Below are 23362 nucleotides of genomic sequence, written 5' to 3'. Positions count from 1 at the left end.
CTTTATTTCTTTTTAGCTACTGGTTTTTTAGCCACTGCTTTCTTAGCAGCAGGTGCTTTTTTTGCAGCTGTCTTTTTTACTGGGGTTTTCTTAGCAATCATTTCCTGAACTTCAGCCAACGTTAATTTTGTAGCGTCAACATCTTTACTAAGTTCAATTTTAATTTTACCTTTAGTAATAACCGAGCGTCCCCAACGTGCTTTTTCAACAAGAATACCTTCTTCTTCCCAGTTATGAAGTACTTTATCAATATTTTTTTGAAGTTTATCTTCTATCAATGCTTCAATATCTGATTGTGATAAATTATCAAAATTGTATTTTTTGCTTACGTTAATAAACAATCCATTCCATTTGATAAAAGGTCCAAAACGACCTACTCCTTTTTGTACTCCTTCTCCTTTATATACAGCAATAGGTGCATCAGCAAGTGCTTTTTCATCTATTAACTCCTGAGCTCTTGTAATTGTTACATCCAGAGGATCTTCTCCTTTTGGCAATGAGATAAAAACACTTCCGTGACGAACATATGGCCCATAACGACCATTACTTACCTCTACTTCTTCTCCTTTGTATTCTCCTAAGTTTTTAGGCAATAAAAACAAATTCAAAGCTTCTTCCAGCGTTATATTTCCGATATTCTGATCTGCCATTAAACTGGCGAATTTTTTATCTTCATCATCTGGCTCTCCAATTTGCGCCATCGGTCCAAACTTTCCTAAACGAACAGAAACTGGTCTTCCTGAAACTGGATCTTTTCCTAAGATTCTTTCCCCACTTTCTCTCTCAGCATTAGCTTCGACATCTTTTACATTTGGATGGAATTTATCATAAAACTCCTTCATCATTTGTGCCCAGTCGATGTTTCCTTCAGCAATTTCATCAAAATCCTGTTCTACTTTTGCTGTAAAGTTGTAATCCAATATTGTCCCAAAATTCTTAACCAGGAAGTCTGTAACAATTGTTCCGATATCAGTTGGAACTAACTTCCCTTTATCCGAACCTGTATTTTCTTTAAGCAACTTCTCTCCTACTTTGTTTGATTGCAAAGTAAGCTGAGTATAATTACGCTCCTGACCATCAAGATTACCTTTTTCTACATAATTTCTGTTGATGATTGTAGAAATCGTTGGCGCATAAGTCGAAGGACGACCAATACCAAGTTCCTCTAATTTCTTCACCAAAGAAGCTTCTGTATAACGTGCCGGTGGTCTTGAATATCTTTCGGTTGCTGTGATATAATTATTTAATAATTTCTCATTCACTTTCATTGCAGGCAACATTCCTTCTTGCTCTTCTTCGTCATCATCATGACCTTCAAGATATACTTTTAAGAATCCTTCAAAAAGTAAAACTTCTCCAGATGCTGTAAAAATTTCGCTATGATTATTAGCTTCAATCTTCACATTAGTTCTTTCTAATTGTGCATCACTCATTTGCGAAGCCAACGTTCTTTTCCAAATCAAATCATACAAACGAGCTTGATCTCTGTCAATATTTACTGTATGACGCGACATATCAGTCGGACGAATAGCTTCGTGCGCTTCTTGCGCTCCTTTGCTTTTGTTTGTAAAAGTTCTTGGTTTTGAGAATTCTTTCCCGTACGATTTTATAATTTCAGCTTGTGCAGCATCCATTGCATCTTTAGAAAGATTAACACTATCAGTTCTCATATAAGTAATAAGTCCTGCTTCGTATAGTCGTTGTGCTAGTTGCATTGTGATTCCAACTGGTAAATACAACTTTCTTGCTGCTTCTTGTTGCAATGTAGAAGTTGTAAATGGTGCTGTTGGTGATTTTTTTGTAGGTTTCGTTTCTAAATCCGATACCTTATATGAAGAACCAATATTTTTATTTAAAAAATCTTCGGCTTCTTTTTTTGTATTAAAGTTTTTAGGCAATTTAGCCTTAAACGTTTTTCCGCTTTCATTTGTAAACTCAGCTACAACAGAATACGATGCTACTGCATTAAAATTCTGAATTTCTCTTTCTCTCTCAACAATTAAACGAACTGAAACTGACTGAACACGTCCTGCTGATAAACCTCCTTTAATTTTTCTCCATAATACAGGAGATAATTCGTAACCAACCAACCTGTCTAATACACGACGCGCTTGTTGTGCGTTAACCAAATTATAATCTATCTCTCTAGGATTTTCAATCGCTTTTAGGATTGCTGATTTTGTGATTTCGTGAAAAACAATTCGCTTAGTCTTTTTAACATCAAGTTTTAATTCTTCCGCAAGATGCCATGAAATAGCCTCCCCCTCGCGGTCCTCATCACTCGCTAACCAAACCATTTCGGCATTCTTAGATAATGTTTTTAGTTTACTAACTAAAGCTTTTTTATCCGGAGAAACTTCATATTTAGGTTTAAAACCATTCTCTACATCCACACCGATTTCTTTTGAAGGCAAGTCGGCAATATGCCCATAACTTGACTCTACTTGAAAATCACTTCCCAAAAATTTCTCTATCGTTTTTGCCTTTGCAGGTGACTCAACTATTACTAAATTCTTTGCCATTACTCTATTTTTCTGGAACAAAAGTAGAAGTTTTTTTTAAATGAGAGTGCACCCAAATCGTTTTTTGAGAAAAATCTATTTTCGCAGCTGCTATTTTATACCTTAATATATAACAAAAATATTCTCGTTATTATATATTCCTTTCCTTCAAAACAAAATAAAAATCAAAAACTTTATTACAAAAGCCTATCCAATAAATAACTACATTAAAAAAAGCCTGATTTACAAAATCAAAACTAAATTTTGCCAGCAACAACTACATCAATACCCATTTCTTCGAGTTTCGTTTTAGTTTCAACATCAATGCCCGCATCTGTAATCAGTACATCAATTTTACTTAAATCACAAATTTTACCAAAACCCCGAACATTCATTTTTGTCGAATCGGCTAAGACAATAACCTTCTCTGCAACCTCTATCATTGCTTGATTTAAATGTGCCTCTAAAGCATTTGAAGTACTTAAACCAAAATCTAAATGAACACCATCTGTCCCTAAGAATAATTTATTACAAGAAAACTGACTCAAAGTTGCTTCCGCAATTGGTCCCACAGCCGAAGTTGAACTGTTACGAATATCTCCTCCTAATTGTATTGTATCAATATTTGTTTCCTTACTAAGTTCTAAAGACACTTTTAATGAAGGCGTAAGTACCGTTAGTTTTTGAAATCCTTTTATAACGCGAGATAAATAATGAATATTCGATCCCGACCCTAATATAATATAATCGTGATTACTTATATATTTTACCGCCTCTTCTGCTATTTGTTTTTTTTGTTCTACTTGTAGTCCTTCTTTATCATTAACATCTCTTTCAAAAGCATAAATAGGCTGCTTGCTCGCTCCTCCATGTGTACGATGCAACAGCTTTTGATTTTCTAAAAAAGTTAAGTCCTTTCGTATGGTTACGCTTGAAACATTAAGTGTTTCGCACAAATCAACCACATTCACATATCCCTTTTGATTTAATTCCTTAAGTATATCCTCTTGCCGTCTATTGATTATAGTCATAAGTCCTCTTTATTATTAAGATTTTCCAGAATCGAAAGATACAACAATTAAATAAAAAAATAAATTTCATTTTGTTTTATTTAGTTTCATTTAATTTCGTTATGTTTGTTATTCGAAAGTAAAACGACATAAAACACAACAAATAAGACATATAATGAAACGACTCGAACAATTAACAAAACTAAAACAAACACCTGAATGGGATGTAATCGTTATTGGTGGCGGAGCTAGCGGGCTAGGTACCGCACTCGATGCAGCTAGTAGAGGCTACAAAACAGTTTTAGTCGAAGCAATAGATTTTGCAAAAGGAACATCAAGCAGAAGTACAAAATTAGTTCATGGTGGTGTTCGCTACCTGGAACAAGGAGATATCTCTCTGGTAAGAGAAGCTTTAAAAGAAAGAGGTTTAATGGCTCAAAATGCAGCCCATCTAGTAAAAAATCAATCTTTTGTTATACCAAATTATAACTGGTGGGGTGGCTATTTTTACACTATCGGACTTACTATATATGACTTACTAGCCGGAAGACTAAGCTTAGGTAGATCCAAGTATATTTCGAAGAAAAAAACTATTGAACTACTTCCTACAATAGAGCAAAAAGGCTTAGTAAGTGGTGTTATTTATCAAGACGGACAATTTGACGATTCTCGCTTGGCTATAAATATCGCACAGACTGCAGCAGAAAAAGGCGCATGTATTTTAAACTATGCCAAAGTTATGAATCTATTAAAAGACGACAACCATAAAGTTATCGGTGTACAAATAGTAGATCACGAATCTGGCGAGTGGTATGATATAAAAGGAAAAGCAGTTATTAATGCTACAGGTGTTTTTACTAATGCAATAATGAAACTAAACGACGCTGTATATAAAAAATACATCGTACCAAGTCAGGGAATTCACCTTGTATTCGATAAATCTTTCCTACCAAGCGACCACGCTTTAATGATTCCAAAAACTAGCGATGGAAGAGTATTATTTGCAGTGCCATGGCATGATAAAATAGTAGTAGGAACAACTGATACCCTAATTAAAAAGCATAGTCTAGAACCTATTGCATTAGAATCAGAAATTGAATTTGTATTAGAAACAGCACAAAGATTCCTTGCAAAAAAACCTACTCGTGCTGATGTTTTATCTGTTTTTGCAGGATTAAGACCATTGGCAGCGCCAGAGAAAGAAGGAACAAGCACTAAAGAAGTTTCAAGAAGTCATAAAATAATTGTTTCCGAAACCGGATTAATAACTATAACTGGTGGAAAATGGACTACTTATAGAAAAATTGCTGAAGACATCATTGACAAAGCAATAGTTGTACACCGCTTACCAAAAAAGGAATGTAAAACGGAACATATCGCAATTCACGGAAGTACGGAAACAAATTCTACAACCCGTCAAAACCATTTATACATATACGGAACTGACATTCCTAAAATACTAGAATTACAAAATCAAGAACCTGAATTAAAAGAAAAGCTACACCCTAATTACGACTACACTATGGCAGAAGTAGCTTGGGCAATTCGTCATGAAATGGCAAGAACGATAGACGATATTTTAGCAAGAAGAGTACGTTTATTATTTCTAGATGCTCATGCAGCCATTGCTTCATGCGAAAAAGTAGGACATTTATTAGCAAAAGAACTTGGTCATGACGAAACATGGGCACAAACCCAAATATCGCATTTCAAAACAATCGCTAACGGATTCATCTTATCAGATTTTCAAAAAAATCATCAGTAACAACATACATATATCATGCAGGACAAATTAATCTTAACACTAGACCAAGGAACAACTTCTTCCAGAGCCATCGTATTTAATCATGACGGAGAAATAGTAAGTATTTCTCAAAGACCTTTTGAACAGATATTTCCAAAACCAGGATGGGTAGAACATGACCCTAACGAAATTTGGTCATCTCAAATTAGCGTCGCTGCCGAAGTTATTGCAAAAGTGGGAATTTCTGGAAAAGAAATAGCCGCAATTGGAATCACCAATCAACGCGAGACAACAATTGTTTGGGACAGAGAAACCAGCGAACCTTTATATAATGCTATCGTCTGGCAAGATCGTCGAACAGCAAAATATTGTGACGAATTAAAAGCAAAAGGTCATGCTGAAATGATCAAGAAAAAGACTGGATTATTATTAGACGCCTATTTTTCGGGGACTAAAATTAAATGGATTTTAGACAATGTCGAAGGGGCACGTGAAAAAGCAGAACAAGGAAAACTATGTTTCGGAACTGTAGACACATGGCTGATCTGGAAACTTACTCGAGGCAAAATATTCATGACCGATGTCTCTAACGCAAGCAGAACTTTATTATTAAACATTCACACATTAGAATGGGATACTGAATTACTAGAATTGTTCAACATCCCAAGAGCAATGTTACCCGAAGTAAAACAAAGTAGCGAAATATACGGAGAAACTAGTACAACATTATTTTCTACAAAAATTCCAATCTCAGGTGTAGCTGGCGACCAGCAAGCAGCTCTTTTTGGACAATTATGTACAGACCCCGGAATGGTGAAAAATACTTACGGAACAGGTTGCTTCATGTTAATGAATACAGGAAATAAGGCTGTTTATTCTAAAAATAATTTACTTACCACAGTTGCTTGGAAAATAAATGGCGAAACAACGTATGCCCTAGAAGGAAGTGTATTTGTAGGCGGAGCCGCTGTACAATGGTTGCGAGACGGTGCAAAAATGATCAACTCAGCCCAAGAAATCGAAACCTTAGCAGCAAGCGTACCAGACAATGGCGGTGTTTATTTCGTTCCAGCTTTAACAGGTTTAGGCGCACCACATTGGGACCAATATGCCAGAGGTGCAATTTTAGGAATTACAAGAGGAACTACAAACGCACATATAGCACGCGCTACTTTAGAAGGAATCGCTTACCAAGTATTAGATTTAGCAACATCAATGGAAGCAGATTTTGGAAGAAAAGGAAAAGAACTAAGAGTAGATGGTGGAGCTGCCATTAATAACTTAATGATGCAATTTCAATCAGATATATTTGGCTTTAATGTAGTTAGGCCTAAAACACTAGAAACAACAGCATTAGGCGCCGCATACCTAGCAGGATTAGCCGTAGGATACTGGAAAAACATAAGCGAATTACAAGAACAATGGCATATCGACAAAACTTTTACTCCAGAAATGCCTAAGGCAGAAGTTGACAAACTTGTAAAAAACTGGGATAAAGCCGTTGGACGTACTAAAAACTGGATTGAGGACTAAAATATGAATCATTAAAACTTAAAAGATGTCGCCATTTACTGCTGAAATCATAGGAACAATGCTAGTTATCTTACTTGGTAATGGCGTTGTTGCAAACGTAGTTCTTAAAGGAACAAAAGGAAATAACTCGGGATGGATTGTAATTACTACCGGTTGGGCATTTGCCGTTTTTGTAGGCGTAACAGTTGCAGGGCCAATTAGTGGTGCGCACTTAAACCCTGCCGTAACAATCGGACTAGCTCTTATTGGAAAATTTGCCTGGAGCAAAGTATCTTATTACATTATTGCTCAAATAATCGGAGCCATGTTAGGAGCATTCTTAGTCTGGTTATTCCATAAAGATCATTTTGCCATTACTGAGGACGAAGGTGGAAAACTTGCTTGTTTTAGCACAATCCCAGCAATCAGAAATACTTTTTCTAATTTGATTAGTGAGATTATCGGGGCTTTCGTTCTTATTTTCGTAATCTTTTATATTGCAGGCCCCGAACTTAGCATCAGCACTGCTTCTGACGCTAAAATTGGACTTGGATCTATTGGTGCTTTACCCGTTGCTATTTTGGTATGGGCGATCGGATTGTCTTTAGGTGGCACTACAGGTTACGCTATTAATCCCGCAAGAGACTTAGGCCCGCGTATTATGCACACTCTTCTTCTTAAAGGAAGCAGCGACTGGAGCTATGCCTGGATCCCAATTCTTGGTCCAATTATAGGAGCATGTTTAGCAGCACTCTTATATATAGCAATGCTCTAGTATGGCTTTATAAATCAAAAAATCATGAAAAAAATATTATTTTTCTCTATAATCTCGATTATAGGGCTAGCTGGATACGCTCAAAAAAGAACCGTTCAAGATAGCATTTCTACTCCAATAGAAGACACAAAACCATCCCGTTTAGACTTTAACGTAGGTTTAGAAACTAGCCATTTATGGAGAGGACTCGTTATAAATGATGGTATGACTGCAACTGGAAACATCCATTATGCATTAAATGAAGGACGAAATTTTACAGTTGGAATTTGGGGAGGTGCTGGATTTGACGGAAAGTATCGTGAGATAAACTATTATATTCAATATCAAAAAAATAACTTATCAATCGGATTATGGGATTTATTTAATACTACAGGAATTGAAAACCCTGAAGTTTTTAATTACAATAAACTAACCACTACTCACCTTATTGATTTAAGAACTTCATATCGTTTTCCCGAGTCATTCCCCATACGAATAGAAGCTGATGTCTTACTTTACAGCGGCTTAAATGATAGAGAATTAGACAATAATAATGATTACAGAAGTAGACATTCAACTTACGTAGAATTAAGCTACCCAGTTATCCGAAATCAAAAAGTAAATCTAAATGTTTTTATGGGAGGAGCTTTTGCAATCGACGGGAAAAAATATTTGTACACAAATCAGGAAGAAAGCGCTTTTGGCATTGTAAACACGGGGATAAAAGTCTCCAAAGATATTTCGGTGTTTAACTATAAATTACCTGTATCAGCAACTGCAATGTGGAATCCTGCTAATAAAATTGCAAGAGTACAATTAGACGTCAATTTGTTCTAATCTCTGCATAGATTTTAATTTGTTAATCAAAGCTCTCTTTATCCTCAAAAGAGAGCTTTTTTTATTCAAATTTTAAAATAAAAAACAATGTTAAATCTTCATCTGACATCTTGTCACAATCATACAAATAATCGTACCTTTGCGACCTTATTAAAATACACTTTTGAAAGTGACTTATGGAAAAGATTATTGAAGAAAGCAAACAAGGTGAAAGTCTTGTTTTAGAACATAAACCTGAGAATACAAAAAAACTCTTTATAGAAAGCTACGGCTGTGCGATGAATTTTTCGGATAGCGAAATCGTTGCTTCAATTTTATCAGCAAATGGTTTCAACACAACTCAAAAGCTTGAAGAAGCCGATTTAGTTTTGGTAAACACCTGTTCTATCCGTGATAAAGCAGAGCAAACTATACGTAAACGTTTAGAAAAATACAATGCTGTAAAACGCATTAACCCAAAAATGAAAGTTGGTGTTTTGGGGTGTATGGCAGAACGTTTGAAAAGTCAGTTTCTAGAAGAAGAAAAAATCGTTGACCTTGTTGTTGGTCCAGATGCCTACAAAGATTTGCCTAATTTATTAAGTGAAGTTGAAGAAGGTCGTGATGCTATAAACGTAATTTTATCTAAAGATGAAACCTATGGTGATATCTCGCCAGTACGATTGATGAGCAACGGAATTACTGCTTTGGTTTCTATTACTCGTGGTTGCGATAACATGTGTACGTTTTGTGTAGTACCTTTTACCCGCGGACGTGAACGTAGTCGTGAACCTCAAAGTATTATGAATGAGATTCAGGATTTATGGGACAAAGGCTTTAAAGAAATCACACTTTTAGGTCAGAATGTAGATAGTTATTTATGGTATGGTGGCGGATTAAAAAAGGATTTCGATAATGCTACAGATATGCAAAAAGCTACTGCTGTAAACTTCGACCAATTACTAGAAATGGTAGCCGTTACTTTTCCTAAAATGCGTATTCGTTTCTCAACTTCGAATCCTCAAGATATGCACGAAAGTGTTTTACACATTATTGCAAAATATCCTAATATTTGTAAACACATACATTTACCGGTTCAGTCTGGAAGCAATAGAATCCTAAAAGAAATGAACCGTTTACATACACGTGAGGAATACATGACTTTGATTGATAAAATCAAAACCATAATCCCGAACAGTTCTATCTCACAAGATATGATTGCAGGTTTCCCAACAGAAACCGAGCAAGACCACCAAGACACTATGAGCTTAATGGAATACGTAAAATATAACTTTGGTTATATGTATTCCTATTCGGAACGTCCTGGAACTTTGGCTGGAAGAAAAATGGAAGATGATGTTACCGACGAAACCAAAGCAAGAAGATTACAAGAAATTGTCGATTTACAACAAAAACATGCTTGGTTACGCTCTGAAGAGTTTATCGGACAAACTGTAGAAGTTCTGGTTGAGAAAGTTTCAAAAAAATCGACTGAAGAATTCTCCGGAAGAAATTCACAAAGTATTACAGTGGTTTTCCCTAAAGAAGATTATAAGATAGGAGATTTTGTAAATGTAAAAATTACAAGTTGTACTAGTGGAACTTTAAAAGGTCAAGCTGTTGGATTGAGTAACATGAATTAGTTTTTTTTTGCCACAGATTAATTAGGATTAAAATGATACTTAAAACAATAACTTTTATAGTTCTTATATCTTTAATTTCTTGTTCTTCTATTAAAAATAAGACAGAAGTTAAAGAGGTATCAAATCAGTTCTATTTTAAACTAGATGGCATATATACAGAGAAATTTGACGACAATTCAACAGACATCTATTTTTTTAGCTCAATCGATAGTGTTGTCTATTTTTCGAAAATAACAAAAGAACATTATGATTCTATTGACAAACTAAAATTATCAACAACACCACTTGGAAGATATTTAGTAAGCGGTAACAACATTAAAATACAACAGGATATTGACAAATTGGTAAAAATTAAACCGAAAAGCAGTTACAATTTTCTTTTCATGTTTTTACCTACTAAATTTGGAAGTAACAGAAATGTAACATTGATAGATAAAGAAATTATTACCGAAGGAGAAATAAAAAAAGATAGTATTATTTTAACAAAAGAATATTTAGGCACTGAAGAATTAAATTTTAAGAAACGAAAAGGTTCTAAAATAATTCTTAAAAATTCTTTATTAATCGCTAACACAAACCTTAAAGGTATCGTTACAAAAGAAAGTAAATACAGCGCGAATAAAGCAACAATAGTATCAAATTAATTCGTGACAAAAAGAAAACATACAAATGGAGACAGTTCAAGCTATAAAACAACGTTTTGAAATTATTGGAAATGATCCTAAGCTTAATCGCGCCATCGAAAAAGCAATTCAGGTTGCGCCAACCGATATTTCGGTAATGGTAACTGGAGAAAGTGGTGTTGGTAAAGAAAGTATCCCAAAAATCATACACTCGCTTTCACATAGAAAACACGGAAAATACATAGCTGTAAACTGCGGTGCAATTCCAGAAGGAACTATAGATAGTGAATTATTTGGTCACGAAAAAGGAGCTTTTACTGGTGCTACAAGTACACGTGAAGGTTATTTTGAAGTTGCTGATGGAGGAACTATTTTTCTGGATGAAGTTGGAGAATTACCACTTACTACACAGGTAAGACTACTTCGTGTACTAGAAAATGGCGAATTTATAAAAGTAGGTTCATCACAAGTACAGAAAACAAATGTGAGGATTGTTGCAGCAACCAACGTTAATTTATTTAATGCAATCGAAAAAGGTAAATTTCGTGAAGATCTATACTATCGTTTAAGCACTGTTGAAATTACTTTACCCCCATTGCGTGAGCGAAAAGAAGATATTCATTTATTATTTAGAAAATTCGTATCTGATTTTGCTCATAAATACAAAATGCCTCCATTAAAACTAGATGATGACGCAGTACAACTATTGCAAAAATTTAGATGGAACGGTAACATTCGTCAGTTACGAAATGTAGCCGAACAAATTTCGGTTCTGGAAACAAATCGCGATATTACTCTCGCAACACTACAATCTTACTTACCAGCCGAAGGTCCAAATTTACCTTCTGTAATTAATGATAAGAAGAATGATAGCGACTTTAATACGGAGAGAGAAATTTTATACAAAGTTCTTTTTGACATGAAAAGTGATTTACATGATTTAAAGAAGCTTACTCTGGAATTAATGCAAAATGGTAGCGCAAATGTGCAGGAAACCAATAAAAATTTGATCAAAAAAATATATGGTTCCCAAGAAAATGATAGCGAAATTGATTTTGAAGAAGAACCAAGAACAGCTGTTATGACGACTCCTAATCGTGAGGAACAATACCAGTCAAACGATGACAATTATTTATTTGCAGAAACAATCGAAGAAGAAGAGGTTTTACGATTGGAGCAAAAAGAAATCGAAATGATTAAAAAATCATTAGAAAAAAATAAAGGAAAACGAAAAGCGGCTGCAGATGAATTAGGAATTTCTGAACGAACTTTATATCGAAAAATAAAACAATTTGATTTGTAAAAAATCAAATTAAGCAAAATTGATGACTAAAATAAATACCTTTGGTTCTTTTAAAAAATAAAATGAAAAACATACAGTACCTAATTATAATTGCAATTCTTTTCACCTTTAGTAGTTGTTCTGTTTACAACTTTACAGGAACAGGAAAAATTGATGCAAAAACATTTCAAGTTAATTACTTCCAGAATAATGCTGATTTAATTCAGCCAGGACTGGATCGTACTTTCACTTTACAATTACAGGATCTTATCCAAAATCAAACTAACCTGAATTTAGTAAGTACAGGTGGTGATTTAGTATATGAAGGAGAAATTACCGATTACAGAATTAGCCCAATGACTGCAACAGCAGATCAGCAAGCATCTCAAAACAGATTAAAAATTCGTGTAAACGTACGATTCACTAATAAAAAGAAAGAAACTGACGATTTCGAAAAATCTTTTGAATTCTATTATGATTACCCTGCACAAGATCAACTTGTAGGATCTGTATTAGATACGGCTCTTAAAGAAATTTTCGACCGTATTACCCAAGATATATTTAATGAGTCGTTGGCAAAATGGTAAAAAGGTTGATTCGTTTAATCGGTTAATCGTTAATTCGATTCAAAAAAAAAAAAAAAAAAAAACGAGTATACAAATAAACAATTTAACGAATAAACAGTTAAACAAAAAAATAATGAATGTTAACGATTATACATACCTAATAAACAGACCCGATGCTATTACAGAAAAGCAAACGGAAGCATTAGGCAATGTATTGAATGAATTCCCATATTTTCAGAGTGCAAGAGCATTACGATTAAAAGGGCTTTACAGTCAAAACAGCTTTAAGTATAATTACGCCTTAAAAGTTACCGCTGCACATACAACAGATAGAGCTATTTTATTTGATTTTATAACATCCGAAACTTTTTCAATCATTCAAAAAGAGTATTATGACAAAAAAGCTTCAGCTCTTTTGGACATAGATGTTGTTGATAGCGAACATATTTTACCTGAAGTCGTTGCTCTGGAAGATTTTATAGAAAAGGTAGAACCTAAATTAATAGATCCTATTGAGCGCTCTATTCTTACTTCTATAAAGGAAGCATCTATACCCAATATTGAGGAGAATGTAAATACTCCTGAAGAAACTATAGAAAGTACTGAAGCTATAGAAACGGCTGAAGAGAATCTGGAAATAGGAAAACCTTTAGATTTTTCAAAAAGCGAAAAACATTCTTTTCAAGAGTGGCTTCAACTTTCCAGAACTGAGCCTATTGAGCGAAAAGAGGAAAAGAAAGAGGAAAAAATTGAAGTAAAAAACGAGGAAAAGAAAGAAAAAGAAGAAAAGGAAGAAGAGAAACAAGAAAAACCAGTTGAAATTGATTCTTCTATAATCGAAATTGACGAAGAGAAAAAGAAAAAAGCTGAGTTAATAGATAAATTTATTGAAACAAGCCCAAAAATATCTCCTGTAAAACAAACCACAACAGTTGCAGCAAACATACAGATAGACATTAACAAGGACGATAATACCTATTTAATGACAGAGACTTTAGCCAGAGTATATTTAGAACAAAAGAAATATACAAAAGCAATACAAGCATATGAAATATTAATTTTGAAATATCCAGAAAAAATTAGTTTCTTTGCAGACCGTATTTCGGATATTAAGACATTACAACAAAATAACAATAATAATTAAACAATGAGCACATTTTCAATTTTTTTAGTTTTAATCACAATAGTATGTTTTCTATTGATCGTAGTAATCATGGTTCAAAACCCTAAAGGTGGTGGATTATCTTCAACAATAAGTGGATCTCAAATGTTAGGTGGAGTTCAAAAAACAACTGACTTTTTAGACAAAAGTACTTGGACTTTGGCTACAATTTTAATTGCATTAATCTTACTTTCTAGTTTAAGTTTTACTGGTTCATTAAGCGATGTAGAATCTAAAATTATCGAGAAATCTACAACTACTGCTCCAGTCACTACGCCTGCAGCTCCAGCACAAGAAGCACCTGCTGCGACAAACCCAGCAAAATAATACATTCTTTATAAAATATAGAAATGCCAGCCTGTCAAAGCTGGCATTTTTTATAAGAAATAATGTCAGTTTTTTTAAGGTGGCATAGTTTCTGAAAGTTTATAAGCAAACAAAATTATAAACATAACATAATTATAAAATCATGACTTTAAACATTAAACCGCTTTCAGATCGCGTACTTATTGAGCCAGTTGCTGCTGAAACTAAAACTGCGTCAGGGATTTTTATTCCAGATACTGCCAAAGAAAAACCACAAAAAGGAACTGTTGTAGCCGTAGGTAATGGTACTAAAGACCATACTATGACTGTAAAAATTGGAGATACTGTTCTTTATGGTAAATATGCAGGAACCGAATTAAAACATGAAGGAATTGATTATTTGATTATGCGTGAAGATGATATCTTAGCGATAATCTAAAAAGCTTTAAGTCCTAACTATTAAGGAAACTTGAAACAAATAAAACTTTAAACAAAAAACATTAAAATGGCAAAAGATATAAAATTTGATATTGAAGCACGTGACGGATTAAAACGTGGTGTTGATGCATTGGCAAATGCAGTAAAAGTAACTTTAGGACCAAAAGGTCGTAACGTAATCATCGGAAAATCTTTTGGTGGACCAAACGTAACTAAAGATGGTGTTACAGTTGCTAAAGAAATTGAATTAAAAGACCCATTAGAAAATATGGGAGCTCAGATGGTTAAAGAAGTAGCGTCAAAAACTAATGATTTAGCTGGAGATGGTACTACAACTGCTACAGTTTTAGCTCAAGCAATCGTAAAAGAAGGTTTGAAAAACGTAGCTGCCGGAGCTAACCCAATGGATTTAAAACGTGGTATCGACAAAGCTGTTGAAGCTATCGTTGCCGACTTAGCTAAACAAGCTAAAGTAGTTGGAAGTGATTCAGAAAAAATAAAACAAATTGCATCTATTTCTGCAAATAACGACGAAGTAATTGGTGAGTTAATCGCTACTGCTTTCGCAAAAGTTGGAAAAGAAGGCGTTATTACTGTTGAAGAAGCAAAAGGAACAGATACTTTCGTAGATGTTGTAGAAGGAATGCAATTTGACAGAGGATACCTTTCTCCATATTTCGTTACAAATCCTGAAAAAATGGAAGTAGAATTAGAGAATCCATATATCCTTTTGTACGACAAAAAAGTTTCTTCTTTAAAAGAACTTTTACCAGTTTTAGAGCCAGTAGCTCAATCAGGAAAACCATTATTAATTATTGCTGAAGATGTTGACGGAGAAGCTTTATCAACTCTTGTAGTTAACAAATTACGTGGAGCCCTTAAAATTGCTGCTGTAAAAGCACCTGGTTTTGGAGACAGAAGAAAAGCAATGCTAGAAGATATCGCTATCTTAACTGGCGGAACTGTAATCTCTGAAGAAAGAGGTTATACTTTAGAAAACACTACAATCGAAATGTTAGGTACTTCTAAAAAAGTAACTATCGATAAAGATAACACTACAATTGTAAGTGGTGCTGGTGAAGCTGACATGATCAAAAATCGTGTAAACCAAATTAAAGGTCAAATGGAAGCTACAACTTCTGATTATGACAAAGAAAAATTACAGGAACGTTTAGCTAAATTAGCTGGTGGTGTTGCTGTACTTTATGTTGGTGCTGCATCTGAAGTAGAAATGAAAGAGAAAAAAGACAGAGTTGATGATGCATTACATGCTACTCGTGCTGCTGTTGAAGAAGGAATTGTTGCTGGTGGTGGAGTTGCTTTGTTAAGAGCTAAAAACGCTTTAAGCGAAATTAAAGCTGACAATGCTGATGAAGCTACAGGTATTCAAATCGTATCTCGTGCTGTAGAAGCTCCGTTAAGAACTATCGTTGAAAATGCAGGTCTTGAAGGTTCTGTAGTTGTTGCTAAAGTTGCCGAAGGTTCTGGTGATTTTGGATACAATGCTAAAACTGACGAGTATGTAGATATGCTTAAAGCAGGGATTATCGATCCTAAAAAAGTAACTCGTGTAGCTTTAGAAAATGCTGCTTCTGTAGCAGGTATGATCTTAACTACTGAATGTGCTTTGATCGATATTAAAGAAGATAATGGAGGCGGAAACCCAATGGGTGGAGGTATGCCAGGAATGATGTAATATCCTTCCTGACTTACAAAAAGTCCCGAAATAAAAAATCCGAAGTTTATAGCTTCGGTTTTTTTGTTATAACACCTATCGTATTTTTTCTACTATCGCTTCTTTAGCAATTTATTAAAGCTAAAAAGTTGTTATGATAACAATCATAAATAAAAAAATCCGAAGTTTAAGCTTCGGATTTCTTAGTTTTAATATCTATTGTATTTTATCTGCTGGTCTTTTCTTTAGTAGTTTCATTAAAACTGGAAAAGTCGTTATGATAACAATAATTATAATGATGTATTCAATATGCTGCTTTAAGTCAACTCCTTGTTTCAAAAACACACCGTAAAGATAGTGTCCTGAAAATATCAGAATGAAAGCCCATAAAAATGAACTTAAAATATTGTAGAACATAAATTTCTTTTTGTCCATAGATACAATTCCTGCAACTATAGGCGCAAATGTTCTAAAAATTGGTAAAAAACGAGCATAGATTATAGCTTTACCTCCGTATTTTTCAAAGAAATCTTTTGATTGTAACAAGTATTTTTTCTTAAACCAAAATGTATCTTCTTTTTTAAATAAATAATAACCGCTTTTGGCTCCAAACCAATATCCAGTCATATTACCAAAAATTCCAGAAATAGCCACCATTAAAGAGAGCAAAAAAACATTTATAAAGTCGCTTTCAATATAAACCATATTCTGGATTAAATCACGGCTATAAATTCCTGCTAAAAAAAGTAAGCTATCACCTGGTAAAAAGAAACCTGCAAAAAGTCCTGTTTCGGCAAAAACTATAAATATAACAATGTATAAACCAATTTGAAATCCACCAATGGTAAGGGTAATATAAAACTCAGGATTGATTAATTGAGTCCAATCAAAATTATTCATATAAGCGATTTATTCGTTAAATTTATAAGTTGGTGAAAGTAATAATAAATTAGTTTAGCCACAATAAATTGGCATATTTTAAAGTTTTATTAACGCTATAAAAAGTCAAATTCACACTTCTTCTCTAATATTATTTTCTTTCATATTGGCAACACGTCGGAAGTCCATCATAAACATCTTGCGTAGTCTTCGCAGCATCAGTATCATGACCTACTTTGGCAATAGCATTTTTTACATCTACAAGTGAAGTTTTCTCTTCATTCAAGATTAAATTTAATTTATGGGTACTAATATCCCATGTTGCCGATTTCACTCCCGAAACACTAAAAGCTGCTTTTTCTATTCGCTTTTTACAATCCTCGCAATTACCACTTACTTCTGTCTCGTATTTTGCATTCTTATTCTTTTTCTCTTGTGCCTGAGCAGCAAATGAGAAAAGAGTCACCAGTAAAACTATTATTACATTATTACTCATCATTTTTCTATTATTTTTTGGGAGTTCGTAAATCTTCAATTTCATTTTGTTTTATTTTTAAGGGTTTATTAAATTATATTTAAGTTGTTTTTATTTTATTTTAAATCGTAATCCTGCATAATACATTTGTCCAAAAACCGGAGCATAGACAATCGACGCATCAAAATCTGGCCCAAACGGATTATCACTTCCTAAGATAGCCTTGTCTTGTCGGTAATTTCCAATATTCTCACCTCCTACATACACTTCAAAAGTATCCGAAAAAACTCTTGTTACTTGTGCATTCATCAAAGAGTATGAAGGTGAAAACTCAGGCAATCTATCCTTTTCTGGATTTGAAGCTGTGTTTGGCAATTGCTGTTGTCCAATCCAATTAAAAGTATAGTCCATTTTCCATTGCTTTCCGTCAACAAGATTTGTTTCATATTCCAGATTACCAAAAAAACGATGTTTTGCCTGTAACGGTCTTGCGTAATTTCCAGATAAATAATCTGTTCGAATATCATAATATTTATAAGCCGAACGGAAATTAAAATTCTTTAATAATTCATAATTAAACTCAACTTGCAAACTATTAGCATATGATTTTCCGTTTAAATTATAGAATAAAACTTCCTGTGGACTTTGCATTACATCTACAACAACCTGATTTTGAAAATCGGTTCTGTATAAATCAAAAACAACTTCGGCATGTCTATCAAAAAGAGAAAATCTTTGCGAAAAGCTCAACCCATAATTCCAAGCGATCTCAGGATTCATTCCGTAAATTTTACCGCTATTATCAAGAATCGAGAATACTCTTGAACTAGCAAAGAGTTGCTGATTCTCGGCAAAAATATTAGCCGAACGTTTTCCTCTTCCTGCTGAGAATCTCAAAACTGCTTTCTCCCAAGGGTTGTACCTTACATGCAAACGTGGTGTTACAAAAGTTCCTAAACGATTATGATTATCTATTCTTCCGCCTAAAATAATACTAAAGTTATCCGTGTTGTCATACGTATATTCAAAGAAAGCTCCAACAGAATTATCGATTCGGCTATAATCAGTTACATTCACAAACTCCTGATATTGATCGTATGTAAAATTTAATCCTGCTGCAAATTTGTTCTTGGTATTATCGATAATCGAATTAAAAATCAAATTAGAATAATAACTATTCTGCTTGATATTATAATCATTTAAACCATAGTAAGATTTCTGATTATGACTATTAAATGCATTCTGAAAACCAATACTCTGAAAAGGCATATCTGGAAAAACATAACCTATTTTGGTCGAAACATCAATTCGCTCTGTATTTATTTCAGATCCCCAATAATTGGTTGTGCCTTTATCCCGATCTTTATCAAAGTCAAGTTCGCCCGTTTGCTTTTTGTCATTCATATACCTAAGATTAACAAAACCAACCCAACCTTTCTCGGCATTAGTATATTGATAACGATTTAGAATATTGATTTGCTTCGCTAATGGATTATCCATAAATCCATCATCATTCATATCGGTTTTTGCAACACGCGCATTACCATGAACCAACAAACTTGTTGCCCATTTATCCGAAAGTTGCTTAGTAAAATGCGTATTTAATTCAAATCGTGAATCGGTAGAGCCATAAGCATTCAGGAAGAACGGGATATCATTCATCGGCTTTAACAACTCTGTGTTTATTTGTCCTGAAATACTTTCGTAACCATTTACAACACTTCCAGCTCCTTTGGTTATCTGAATACTTTCAACCCAAGTTCCTGGTGTAAATGACATTCCATAGGCTTGAGAAGCTCCACGAACTGACGGAACATTCTCTTCAGTAATCATTAAATATGGACTCGTAAGCCCCAACATTTTAATTTGCTTCGTTCCCGTTAAGGCATCCGAAAAGTTAACATCAATAGATGGATTAGTTTCAAAACTTTCGGCAAGATTACAACAAGCTGCTTTAAGCAATTCTTTACTTGTTATAAGCGAAGTATTTCCTGTAAGTGTATATGATTTTTTAATTCCTTTTTGCTTTTTAGTAATCTTAACTTCTTCCAATTTTTCTTGTGCAAAAACAGGAATACAAAACAAAAGCATAGCAAAAAGTGCTATATTTTTTTTCATGAGAATAATTTTAATGTTTAAAAAAAGTAGATTCAAACCATACTGAATGATTTGACTTTAAAAAACATTAAAATCAGGCGTAAAATATATATTGGTGATAGAGTTTAAATAGCGGAGGTGCATGAGCATCGCTATAATATGCAATTATCTGCTTGTTTTTAAAACTCGGAATAGAGAAAAACGCAACGGTTTTAAATTCTTGTAGTATAAAAGGGAAATCAAACTGAAACAAGAATGTTTTAATCGTAGCTGTATCTGACTTTTTCTCAAAATGAACTACTTTATCTTTGCAGCAAGATGATTTTTTTTCGGAAGTAATTCCACAACATGTTTTTGTTGGTGGAGCTTCTACAGTTTTGTTTAATGAAATTGAAGCTAATTTGTCACCACAATAATGCACATCAAAAGCTAGCCCTACATTGCAAACCAATAGTAGAAATGCTAAAAATAAACTAGTGCATTTTTTTATATTCATATCGTCTGCAAAATTAGCATTATAATCAATTCTTAAAATCAAATTCTTGTTAAAAATTTCAAAAAGTACCTTTTACAAGTCAAACTCCTGCCCCATTAAAGGAATAGAACAATTAAAACCATATTTCTCTTTAATTTTTATACGAAGCGCATCTGCAGGAACATTTTCTCCATGAACCAGAAAAACTTTTTTAGGCTTATTTTCTAATGCCGAAAGCCAAAGAAGTAAATCATCCTGATCACCATGAGCAGAAAGTCCCGCTATTTCTAAAATCTTAGCTTTAACTGGGAAATATTTACCTCTAATTTTAATTTCATTATCACCTTCTAATAACTTTCTACCACGAGTTCCTTCGGCTTGATAACCAACAATAATTACCGTTGTTTCACGCAATCCGATATAATGTTCAAAATAATTTAAAACCCTTCCTCCTGTTGCCATTCCGCTTGCAGCAATAATAACCTTTGTACTTTTATTATAAATAACATCCATCGTTTCCTGATAATCTGAAACTAGAGAAAACATTTTGGCCATACCTGTACATTCTTCCATCGTTAATTTATGCCATTCTCTATTATTCATAAAGATTTCTAAGGCACTAATTCCCATTGGTGTATCAATAATATAAGGAATATTCGGGATCCTACCTTCTTTCTTAAGCTGCCACAACAAATACATTACACTTTGTGCTCGCTCTACGGCAAAACTAGGAATGATAACTGTTCCCTTTTTCTGAAATGTAGCATTGATGTATTTTTCCAGTTCATCTTTAGCATCGGTATCTGGATGCAATCGGTTTCCGTAAGTACTTTCTAAAAATATATAATCAGCAATTTTAGGTTTTTCTGGAGGATATAACAGTACATCATTATCACGACCAATATCTCCCGAAAAAACTAGTGTTTTTTTCTCAACCGTTAATGCAATGCTACAAGCTCCCATAATATGTCCCGCAGTAAAAAAAACTGCCGAAATATCTGCTTCTAAAAGAGATGGTTCATTTACTGTTACCACTCTAAAAAGCGGAAAGACTTTCCTGGCTTGTTCCACAGTATAAAGTGGTTCTGCTATTTCATGTTTAGAATATTGCTCTTCATTAGCTTTATTAGCTTCTTCTTCCTGAATCTTAGCACTATCCAGAAGAATAAGCTTGGCTATTTCTTTTGTAGGGCCAGAACAATATATTTTCCCTTTAAATCCCTGATATACCAATCTCGGCAACCAACCACAATGATCTAAATGTCCATGTGTAAGCAACACAAAATCTATAGTTGAAGGTAAAATAGGCAAAGGTTCCCAGTTGAGTTCCCGTAAAGGTTTTATCCCCTGAAACTGCCCACAATCAATTAAAATTCTTACCCCATTACTCTCAATCAACGTTTTGGAACCTGTTACTGTTCCCGCACCTCCAATGAATTTGACTTTCATTTTATTTGAATTTAAATTACACCGACAACAAAAAGCAATACTTTCAAGAATACCTACATAATTCTGAGGCTTCTTTTGTAACACTTTTTATTCTTTGAGAACTCAATCCAATTTCTTCTAAACAACTGCGGTTATTCAACAATTCTTTAACCAAAATCACATCCAAAGCCAATAATTTATCCTTTTCAGCCAAAGCAAGTGTGGTTAAACAAGTTATAGGATATAGATTATTATTCTCATTCTTTGTTCTCAAGTTATTATTTGCAGGATAATCCCAACTTAATAAATTTAATCCTGAACACGCTCCAAAAGTCATCGCATCCAATGTAAATCGATTATTGGTAACTATCCAACACTCAGAGATAACATCTTTGTCTGTAAAAACAGGATGTTTCCTTTCTTTAATATCATTAAATCGGGATAGAATATACATTGGCACTTTTACATCTGTAGATGCTTCTTTTCCCATATGAAACTTACATTCTACCATTGCAATGACATCATTCTTTTTTATCAGGACATCTATTTCATGAGTAACACATTTACCTTGCAAAGTCAAATTAGTCTTTGTTTCATAATTTTCTTTAGAAAAAAGTCTGGCAATATATTTTTCGAAGTAAAAACCAGCAGGTCCTAATAACTGAATGGCTTCTTTTAGGTTATAACGTGCCGCATGCGAATGGGATATTTTTCTTAACAATTTAAAAGCCATCTTATAGATTCTCTTGGTCGAAATCCCCTCGTACATTTCTTTCTCTATCATTTGTAAAACATCCTGAACAACTGATTGATTTGCACCAGAATTCAAAAGAGATTTCTCTAATTTCTTTCTATCAAAAACAACAGTATCTCCTGATTTTTTTACAACTCTCATTTATTTTTTGATTTGAAAATTAAACAAATACAAATCGACTAATAAAGGTACAAAAAAAGGGCTATTTATTTATTTTTTGATAATAAAATCCAGGAATAAACAACAGTATAAGAATAGGTTGAATTAAAAAACGACGTACATAAAAAAGAATCAAATTATTATGGTTGCCATAAAAATAAACAATACAATAGAAAGCAATAATGAGGATAAGAAAAAACAGAACATATAAAACCAAAGCAAACTTAACCAGTTCTGTTTCTCTAAAAATGACATAAATTATTCCTAATGATATAATCGTATTTAAGAAATATCTAAATAACAATCCCAAGAACAATTGAATCGAATTGAATTCAGGCAGAGGAAGTTCTTTATAATCTCTCTCAAAATAAACGAGAAAAGGATCATAAAATAATTGATTTTCGTATGCTCTTATGCCTACCAGAAGAAACACAAACACAATTAAGAGAAAAATTCTTGATTTATTTTGAAGAATATTATTTAGCATATTTCGAAAATTTACTTACCCAAATAATCCACAAAATAAAAACTACTCCATAAATAACCAATGGAAAAAGCACACCATGCAAAAGATGTGTTTTCTCTGGGAAATAATATAACAATCCTGCTAATGAAGCGATTCGGCAAATATTAAGAATATAAATAAAAAGACTTCCTCCTAAAATATAAAACAATGTCGGCTTTAATTTACCTGAAAAAGCGACTATAAAAGCGACAAACAAAATAATCACGCTAATCGCATTACAGCCTTCTACAATTACAGCAACTACTTCCTGATTGTAGAATATCTGTAAATATGGCTCTGAGGAAATTTCATCAACCCTAGCATCATTATTAAATAATTGCAACAACCACTCGGTATGATTGCCTACTAATTTTGTTATTCCATCTATTTTATCATTCTCAAAACTACCCAAATAGAATTGATAAACTAATGTCAATAGAATATAAGTCCCAAAAAATGTACCTATAAAAAGAAGAAAAGACTTGTACTGGATTAAATATTTTTTCAAGAGAAATTTTTAACAAATTTATGTATTTTTTGAATTTGGCTTTAAATACT

The 23362-nt window shown here is 33.5% G+C and carries 22 protein-coding genes; 12 read left to right on the top strand and 10 right to left on the bottom strand.

Annotation, left to right across the window (positions count from 1 at the left end; translation table 11 throughout):
- Positions 1 to 2: 2 nt before the first annotated feature.
- Positions 3 to 2522 carry a type I DNA topoisomerase gene (gene topA / locus SHI72_RS01280; protein ID WP_323488804.1) on the bottom strand — a complete coding sequence of 840 codons (2520 nt, stop codon included), beginning with the start codon at positions 2520 to 2522 and terminating at the stop codon, positions 3 to 5.
- A 236-nt stretch (positions 2523 to 2758) separates the two neighbouring features.
- Positions 2759 to 3532, bottom strand: a complete 774-nt coding sequence (locus tag SHI72_RS01275; protein ID WP_323488803.1) for a DeoR/GlpR family DNA-binding transcription regulator — start codon at positions 3530 to 3532, stop codon at positions 2759 to 2761.
- A 154-nt stretch (positions 3533 to 3686) separates the two neighbouring features.
- Between SHI72_RS01275 and SHI72_RS01270 the strand changes: the two genes are divergently transcribed.
- From SHI72_RS01270 to groL, 12 genes are all read left to right on the top strand, one after another.
- Positions 3687 to 5276: a glycerol-3-phosphate dehydrogenase/oxidase gene (locus SHI72_RS01270; RefSeq protein ID WP_039111494.1), complete on the top strand. Its 1590-nt coding sequence runs from the start codon at positions 3687 to 3689 to the stop codon at positions 5274 to 5276.
- A gap of 15 nt (positions 5277 to 5291) precedes the next feature.
- On the top strand, positions 5292 to 6788 hold the full coding sequence (glpK, locus tag SHI72_RS01265; protein WP_039118726.1) for a glycerol kinase GlpK: 1497 nt from the start codon (positions 5292 to 5294) through the stop codon (positions 6786 to 6788).
- A 25-nt stretch (positions 6789 to 6813) separates the two neighbouring features.
- Positions 6814 to 7542, top strand: a complete 729-nt coding sequence (locus SHI72_RS01260; protein ID WP_323488802.1) for an MIP/aquaporin family protein — start codon at positions 6814 to 6816, stop codon at positions 7540 to 7542.
- Positions 7543 to 7566: 24 nt separating this feature from the next.
- Entirely contained in the window at positions 7567 to 8358 is a 792-nt protein-coding gene (locus SHI72_RS01255) for a hypothetical protein (RefSeq protein ID WP_323488801.1), read from the top strand.
- 176 nt (positions 8359 to 8534) lie between these two features.
- The gene (gene miaB / locus SHI72_RS01250; RefSeq protein WP_039118722.1) at positions 8535 to 9980 is read left to right on the top strand and encodes a tRNA (N6-isopentenyl adenosine(37)-C2)-methylthiotransferase MiaB; all 1446 of its coding nucleotides are present in this window, start codon (positions 8535 to 8537) and stop codon (positions 9978 to 9980) included.
- A gap of 32 nt (positions 9981 to 10012) precedes the next feature.
- Positions 10013 to 10624 (top strand): hypothetical protein, encoded by a 612-nt coding sequence (locus SHI72_RS01245; protein ID WP_323488800.1) that lies wholly within the window; start codon positions 10013 to 10015, stop codon positions 10622 to 10624.
- A gap of 25 nt (positions 10625 to 10649) precedes the next feature.
- On the top strand, positions 10650 to 11906 hold the full coding sequence (locus tag SHI72_RS01240; RefSeq protein ID WP_039111500.1) for a sigma-54 interaction domain-containing protein: 1257 nt from the start codon (positions 10650 to 10652) through the stop codon (positions 11904 to 11906).
- A 62-nt stretch (positions 11907 to 11968) separates the two neighbouring features.
- Positions 11969 to 12472, top strand: coding sequence for an LptE family protein (locus SHI72_RS01235; RefSeq protein ID WP_086895117.1), 504 nt, complete (start codon positions 11969 to 11971; stop codon positions 12470 to 12472).
- Between the two features lie 112 nt (positions 12473 to 12584).
- Positions 12585 to 13595 (top strand): tetratricopeptide repeat protein, encoded by a 1011-nt coding sequence (locus tag SHI72_RS01230; protein ID WP_323488799.1) that lies wholly within the window; start codon positions 12585 to 12587, stop codon positions 13593 to 13595.
- A gap of 3 nt (positions 13596 to 13598) precedes the next feature.
- Positions 13599 to 13940, top strand: coding sequence for a preprotein translocase subunit SecG (secG, locus tag SHI72_RS01225; RefSeq protein WP_039111503.1), 342 nt, complete (start codon positions 13599 to 13601; stop codon positions 13938 to 13940).
- Between the two features lie 142 nt (positions 13941 to 14082).
- Positions 14083 to 14358 (top strand): co-chaperone GroES, encoded by a 276-nt coding sequence (locus SHI72_RS01220; protein WP_035623321.1) that lies wholly within the window; start codon positions 14083 to 14085, stop codon positions 14356 to 14358.
- A 66-nt stretch (positions 14359 to 14424) separates the two neighbouring features.
- Positions 14425 to 16053: a chaperonin GroEL gene (gene groL, locus SHI72_RS01215; RefSeq protein WP_039111504.1), complete on the top strand. Its 1629-nt coding sequence runs from the start codon at positions 14425 to 14427 to the stop codon at positions 16051 to 16053.
- 195 nt (positions 16054 to 16248) lie between these two features.
- Here groL and SHI72_RS01210 read toward each other — a convergent pair whose 3' ends face one another.
- From SHI72_RS01210 to xrtF, 8 genes are all read right to left on the bottom strand, one after another.
- Complete coding sequence (locus SHI72_RS01210) at positions 16249 to 16932, bottom strand: DedA family protein (RefSeq protein WP_039111505.1); 684 nt, start codon at positions 16930 to 16932, stop codon at positions 16249 to 16251.
- Between the two features lie 130 nt (positions 16933 to 17062).
- Complete coding sequence (locus tag SHI72_RS01205; RefSeq protein ID WP_323488798.1) at positions 17063 to 17452, bottom strand: heavy-metal-associated domain-containing protein; 390 nt, start codon at positions 17450 to 17452, stop codon at positions 17063 to 17065.
- A gap of 45 nt (positions 17453 to 17497) precedes the next feature.
- Positions 17498 to 19504 (bottom strand): TonB-dependent receptor plug domain-containing protein, encoded by a 2007-nt coding sequence (locus SHI72_RS01200; RefSeq protein ID WP_323488797.1) that lies wholly within the window; start codon positions 19502 to 19504, stop codon positions 17498 to 17500.
- A gap of 73 nt (positions 19505 to 19577) precedes the next feature.
- Positions 19578 to 19979 (bottom strand): HYC_CC_PP family protein, encoded by a 402-nt coding sequence (locus SHI72_RS01195; protein ID WP_416348465.1) that lies wholly within the window; start codon positions 19977 to 19979, stop codon positions 19578 to 19580.
- A 72-nt stretch (positions 19980 to 20051) separates the two neighbouring features.
- Complete coding sequence (locus tag SHI72_RS01190; RefSeq protein WP_323488795.1) at positions 20052 to 21407, bottom strand: MBL fold metallo-hydrolase; 1356 nt, start codon at positions 21405 to 21407, stop codon at positions 20052 to 20054.
- Between the two features lie 43 nt (positions 21408 to 21450).
- Positions 21451 to 22281, bottom strand: coding sequence for an ATP cone domain-containing protein (locus SHI72_RS01185; protein WP_323488794.1), 831 nt, complete (start codon positions 22279 to 22281; stop codon positions 21451 to 21453).
- Positions 22282 to 22342: 61 nt separating this feature from the next.
- Positions 22343 to 22786 (bottom strand): exosortase F system-associated membrane protein, encoded by a 444-nt coding sequence (locus SHI72_RS01180; RefSeq protein WP_323488793.1) that lies wholly within the window; start codon positions 22784 to 22786, stop codon positions 22343 to 22345.
- Complete coding sequence (xrtF, locus tag SHI72_RS01175; RefSeq protein WP_323488792.1) at positions 22776 to 23312, bottom strand: exosortase family protein XrtF; 537 nt, start codon at positions 23310 to 23312, stop codon at positions 22776 to 22778. The genes SHI72_RS01180 and xrtF overlap by 11 nt, the downstream gene beginning before the upstream one ends.
- Between the last annotated feature and the right edge of the window lie 50 nt (positions 23313 to 23362).

The organism is Flavobacterium sp. PL02, assembly GCF_035013205.1.
Taxonomy (GTDB): domain Bacteria; phylum Bacteroidota; class Bacteroidia; order Flavobacteriales; family Flavobacteriaceae; genus Flavobacterium.
The sequence above is the reverse complement of the archived record's forward strand: the minus strand, read 5'-3'. Positions and strand labels throughout refer to the sequence as shown.

Bases quoted from the DNA above. Each gene is read 5' to 3' on its own strand.
- SHI72_RS01235 (WP_086895117.1), top strand. From the start codon at position 11,969: ATGAAAAACATACAGTACCTAATTATAATTGCAATTCTTTTCACCTTT.
- SHI72_RS01240 (WP_039111500.1), top strand. From the start codon at position 10,650: ATGGAGACAGTTCAAGCTATAAAACAACGTTTTGAAATTATTGGAAAT.
- glpK (WP_039118726.1), top strand. From the start codon at position 5,292: ATGCAGGACAAATTAATCTTAACACTAGACCAAGGAACAACTTCTTCC.
- SHI72_RS01195 (WP_416348465.1), bottom strand. From the start codon at position 19,979: ATGAATATAAAAAAATGCACTAGTTTATTTTTAGCATTTCTACTATTG.
- SHI72_RS01230 (WP_323488799.1), top strand. From the start codon at position 12,585: ATGAATGTTAACGATTATACATACCTAATAAACAGACCCGATGCTATT.
- SHI72_RS01200 (WP_323488797.1), bottom strand. From the start codon at position 19,504: ATGAAAAAAAATATAGCACTTTTTGCTATGCTTTTGTTTTGTATTCCT.
- SHI72_RS01210 (WP_039111505.1), bottom strand. From the start codon at position 16,932: ATGAATAATTTTGATTGGACTCAATTAATCAATCCTGAGTTTTATATT.
- SHI72_RS01245 (WP_323488800.1), top strand. From the start codon at position 10,013: ATGATACTTAAAACAATAACTTTTATAGTTCTTATATCTTTAATTTCT.
- miaB (WP_039118722.1), top strand. From the start codon at position 8,535: ATGGAAAAGATTATTGAAGAAAGCAAACAAGGTGAAAGTCTTGTTTTA.
- SHI72_RS01205 (WP_323488798.1), bottom strand. From the start codon at position 17,452: ATGAAATTGAAGATTTACGAACTCCCAAAAAATAATAGAAAAATGATG.
- secG (WP_039111503.1), top strand. From the start codon at position 13,599: ATGAGCACATTTTCAATTTTTTTAGTTTTAATCACAATAGTATGTTTT.
- SHI72_RS01275 (WP_323488803.1), bottom strand. From the start codon at position 3,532: ATGACTATAATCAATAGACGGCAAGAGGATATACTTAAGGAATTAAAT.
- topA (WP_323488804.1), bottom strand. From the start codon at position 2,522: ATGGCAAAGAATTTAGTAATAGTTGAGTCACCTGCAAAGGCAAAAACG.
- SHI72_RS01270 (WP_039111494.1), top strand. From the start codon at position 3,687: ATGAAACGACTCGAACAATTAACAAAACTAAAACAAACACCTGAATGG.
- groL (WP_039111504.1), top strand. From the start codon at position 14,425: ATGGCAAAAGATATAAAATTTGATATTGAAGCACGTGACGGATTAAAA.
- SHI72_RS01190 (WP_323488795.1), bottom strand. From the start codon at position 21,407: ATGAAAGTCAAATTCATTGGAGGTGCGGGAACAGTAACAGGTTCCAAA.
- SHI72_RS01255 (WP_323488801.1), top strand. From the start codon at position 7,567: ATGAAAAAAATATTATTTTTCTCTATAATCTCGATTATAGGGCTAGCT.
- SHI72_RS01260 (WP_323488802.1), top strand. From the start codon at position 6,814: ATGTCGCCATTTACTGCTGAAATCATAGGAACAATGCTAGTTATCTTA.
- SHI72_RS01180 (WP_323488793.1), bottom strand. From the start codon at position 22,786: ATGCTAAATAATATTCTTCAAAATAAATCAAGAATTTTTCTCTTAATT.
- SHI72_RS01220 (WP_035623321.1), top strand. From the start codon at position 14,083: ATGACTTTAAACATTAAACCGCTTTCAGATCGCGTACTTATTGAGCCA.
- SHI72_RS01185 (WP_323488794.1), bottom strand. From the start codon at position 22,281: ATGAGAGTTGTAAAAAAATCAGGAGATACTGTTGTTTTTGATAGAAAG.